Here is a 3,363-nt window from a genome sequence, read left to right as displayed (position 1 = left end):
GGCGAGGCCATGGCAAAGCTCCTGCGGGGGTAGAGGCGGCGGCGCGCAATAAAGGCGCTACGTTAGTGAGCGGGAGGTGGCCGCGCAAGCGGGGTACAAGGTTATTTCAGGATTTGTCTAAAAAACCAAAAAGATCGCAGTCTTGCCAGTCGCAATGGGTGATGTTGAAGTGCGACACGGTCAACAATCCTGGAGAAAAGTCRGCATGGAGCTCAAGGCAAACGCGGCACTGATCATCATCGATCAACAAAAAGGCATCCTGCATCCCGGACTCGGCCGCCGGAATAACCCTCAGGCTGAAGCGCGCATGCTGGAATTGCTCGGCCATTGGCGGCACACCGCTCGGCCGGTGATCCATGTGCAGCACCTGTCCCGCTCGGAGGAGTCAGTGTTCTGGCCGCAGCAGTCGGGGGTGGAGTTTCAGGAACGGTTTCAGCCAATGGCCGGTGAACGCTTGATCCAGAAGCAGGTGCCGGATGCGTTTTGTTCGACGGGGCTGGAGGCTGGGCTGCGCGAGGCGGGGATCGGACAGTTGATCATCGTGGGTGTCGCGACCCACAATTCGGTGGAATCCACGGCGCGCACCGCAGGCAACCTGGGGTTTGATACCTGGGTGGCCGAGGATGCGTGCTTTACCTTCGACAAGGCTGATTTCTTCGGCCATGCCCATAGCGCCGAAGTGGTGCACGCGATGTCGCTTGGGAATTTGCATGGGGAGTATGCGACGGTGGTCAGCAGTAGGCAGATTCTGTCAATCGACTAAGCACCTGTGGGAGCTCGCTCCCACAGGAGAGGGCGGTGATTCAACAGGCGAAGAATGCCTTCGCCCGAAGCATCAAGCGCCGTGGCACTTCTTGAATTTCTTGCCGTTGCCGCATGGGCACGGATCGTTGCGGCCGACGTCTTTCAGGGCATTGCGCACCGGCTCCTGGTGAGCGTGGCCGCAGTTCGGACCGTGGACATGGCCGTGGTCGTGATCATGGTGCTGATGGTCATGATCGTGGTTGCAGTCAGGGCCGTGGACGTGGGGTTGCTGGGTCATCGGTGTTGCTCCGGAATTAAATCGGCGGCGATTATCACGCCATTGCGCGCCAGGTGCACGTAGTGGGCGATGAATATACCGGTTTCCAGTTCACCTTCCAGACGATAGGGAATGGGTTGATCGGATTTTTTCAGCAGTTTGGCCAGATCACGGACCTTGGACCACAGGTTGGTGCGGATCGGCACCTTGAAGTAAGCGCTGTGCCTGGGGCCGATGGTGAACCAGTGTTCGTACTCGCCATCGGCCAGCAGTATGTCGCCCAGGTGAACGCGGTACTCCAGGCTGCGCACCGTCAGGTCGCTGTCGTTGGGGTTGTCGATGCGAAAGTGCAGGAGGAATTTCTGTTCCAGCAGTTTGGCGCTGACCACCTCGATCTTCACCAGATGGACCTCGGGGTCCGGCAAGTCGTCGTCGAACCACGATGCACAGCCGCCGAGTCCGAGCGCCAGGAACAACGTGAGCAGATAGAGTGCGCCACGGCGGATGATCATTGTGGTGTTTCTCCCTTGAGCCCCAGTCCAGACCCAAAAGATCGCGCCTTCGGCAGCTCCTGCTGGGTGGACAGACATTCCATGTCCTAACTGCTGAAATACCCTGCGCAACACTTCTTGAACTTCTGCCCACTCGCGCACGGGCAGGTGTCATTGCGTCCGGGCTTGAGCGGCACGGTGGGGTCGATGAAATACCAGCGCCCGGTGTTTTGCACAAATGACGAACGCTCGCGGTGACTGTGCTCGCCATTGCTGTCGTGCCAGCGTGCAGTGAAGGTCACGAAGGCGTGTTCAGGCTGGCCGCCCAGTACTTCGGAGCTTTCCACCTCAAGGCCCAGCCACGTACTTTGCGCGCTCCAGTCGCTGATCGATTGACGGTCCAGGCCGGCCTGCTGGGCGGGCAGGGTGGTGGCCACCAGATAGTCGACCAGCCCCAGCACGTAAGCGCTGTAGCGCGAGCGCATCAAGGCTTCGGCGCATGGCGCCGGGTGCCCGGCATGGTAGTGACCGCAGCAGGCGTCGATCAGGGTGCCGCTGCCGCAAGGGCAAATGGATGTACTCATTGCATTACCACCAGTATTTCCCGAAGTTTTCCGGATTGGCCCAGAAGCGCGAATTGAGCCAGTCAGGGACTTGTTTGTATTCAAGCAGATCGTAGGTGAACAGGGTCAAGACCTGTTCGTCCCGCTGAAAGCGTTCGCTGGCCTGCAGGGCCAGGGAGAAAAAGTCGGTTTCCTGCCAGCCACAGGCCGGCAGATCCGCCAGCACGGCGATGCGGCTGGCGTTGAGGTTGCGGATACCACCCAGCAGGTTCAGGCCGTCGCGCTTGGGCAAATGCTCCAGGCAATCGACCACCAGGGCCAGGTCGAAACGGCGGGCCGCCAACTCGTCGGGCAATGGGCCGGGGGCAGCGAAAGCGACGCTGCTGTCCGGGTGAGCGAGCTTGAAAGCCTCCAGCGCCGGGAACTCGCTGGCGCCGATCAACAACAGGCGCGCGGGGGCATATCGATCAAGTAAAGCGGCCAGTGCCTGTTGTGGCGTGCGTGAAGAAATACCTGCAATCATCGAAGATCCTCAATCAGATCTGCCAAGACTAGCCTGCCCGAACGTTCGGGCCTAGAGCAGCCCGGCGACAAAAACGCCAGCCTGTCGTGAATACGCGAATAAACAGCATGGCCTATTGCTGGCGGAGATTAAAACTCGGGTCTTTACTACCTGAATCGGTTTTAAGCCGATCCCTCAGGAGAAAACTAGATGAGCATAGTACGGACAGCATTACCCTTGGTTCTGCTAACCAGTGTCTTGACTGGTTGCGCAGGTTTGCAGAAAACCGACTGGCCTACCTGCGCGGCGGTCGGTGGTGTCGTGGGTGCGGGCCTCGGTGCGACCGAAAGCTCGGCATGGGCAGGGTATGGTGCTCTGCTCGTCGGCGGTACGGCGGCGGCTTATTGCTGGGTTCATGGTGATGGCGACGAAGACGGCGATGGTGTGCTGGATAGTCGCGACAAGTGCCCTGGCACGCCTAAAGGCGTTCGGGTCGATGCCAACGGTTGCCCACCACCTGCACCTGCACCTGTGGTCGAAGAAGTGGCTGTAGTCAAGGAAGAAACCATCGTCATCCGCGATGTTCACTTCCAGTTTAATAAGGCCACGCTTACCTCGTCCGACAAGCAGGTACTCGACAAGATTGCTACTCGCTTGAAAGCCGAGGCCCCTAATGCTCAACTGACCGTAACCGGCCATACCGACAGCGTCGGCAGCGACACTTACAAMCAGAAACTGTCGGATAAACGCGCCCACTCGGTGGTTGAATACCTCGTCGAGCAAGGC

At 59.4% G+C, this 3,363-nt stretch carries 6 protein-coding genes; 2 read left to right on the top strand and 4 right to left on the bottom strand.

The genetic code is table 11. The features are described from left to right. Nucleotides 1-205: 205 nt before the first annotated feature. Entirely contained in the window at nucleotides 206-763 is a 558-nt protein-coding gene (locus tag ACXRVY_RS21035) for a cysteine hydrolase family protein (protein WP_458238150.1), read from the top strand. A 72-nt stretch (nucleotides 764-835) separates the two neighbouring features. On the opposite strand, the gene ACXRVY_RS21030 is transcribed toward ACXRVY_RS21035, so the two are convergent. From ACXRVY_RS21030 to ACXRVY_RS21015, 4 genes are all read right to left on the bottom strand, one after another. Next, a complete protein-coding gene (locus ACXRVY_RS21030; RefSeq protein WP_150718625.1) occupies nucleotides 836-1,042 on the bottom strand; it encodes an SEC-C metal-binding domain-containing protein in 207 nt (68 codons plus the stop codon). Continuing rightward, a complete protein-coding gene (locus ACXRVY_RS21025) occupies nucleotides 1,039-1,533 on the bottom strand; it encodes an LEA/WHy family protein (protein WP_223463181.1) in 495 nt (164 codons plus the stop codon). The genes ACXRVY_RS21030 and ACXRVY_RS21025 overlap by 4 nt, the downstream gene beginning before the upstream one ends. An 86-nt stretch (nucleotides 1,534-1,619) precedes the next feature. Then, complete coding sequence (locus ACXRVY_RS21020) at nucleotides 1,620-2,096, bottom strand: YchJ family protein (RefSeq protein ID WP_223463182.1); 477 nt, start codon at nucleotides 2,094-2,096, stop codon at nucleotides 1,620-1,622. 4 nt (nucleotides 2,097-2,100) lie between these two features. Further along, the gene (locus ACXRVY_RS21015; protein ID WP_223463183.1) at nucleotides 2,101-2,598 is read right to left on the bottom strand and encodes a DUF6231 family protein; all 498 of its coding nucleotides are present in this window, start codon (nucleotides 2,596-2,598) and stop codon (nucleotides 2,101-2,103) included. Between the two features lie 189 nt (nucleotides 2,599-2,787). Here ACXRVY_RS21015 and ACXRVY_RS21010 point away from each other — a divergent pair. Then, on the top strand, nucleotides 2,788-3,363 hold a 576-nt coding region (locus tag ACXRVY_RS21010), incomplete at its 3' end, for an OmpA family protein (protein ID WP_458238149.1).

The organism is Pseudomonas sp. P5_A2_2, assembly GCF_054177685.1.
This window is presented reverse-complemented; position numbering and strand designations above follow the sequence as displayed.

Bases quoted from the DNA above. Each gene is read 5' to 3' on its own strand.
- ACXRVY_RS21035 (WP_458238150.1), top strand. From the start codon at position 206: ATGGAGCTCAAGGCAAACGCGGCACTGATCATCATCGATCAACAAAAA.
- ACXRVY_RS21020 (WP_223463182.1), bottom strand. From the start codon at position 2,096: ATGAGTACATCCATTTGCCCTTGCGGCAGCGGCACCCTGATCGACGCC.
- ACXRVY_RS21025 (WP_223463181.1), bottom strand. From the start codon at position 1,533: ATGATCATCCGCCGTGGCGCACTCTATCTGCTCACGTTGTTCCTGGCG.
- ACXRVY_RS21030 (WP_150718625.1), bottom strand. From the start codon at position 1,042: ATGACCCAGCAACCCCACGTCCACGGCCCTGACTGCAACCACGATCAT.
- ACXRVY_RS21015 (WP_223463183.1), bottom strand. From the start codon at position 2,598: ATGATTGCAGGTATTTCTTCACGCACGCCACAACAGGCACTGGCCGCT.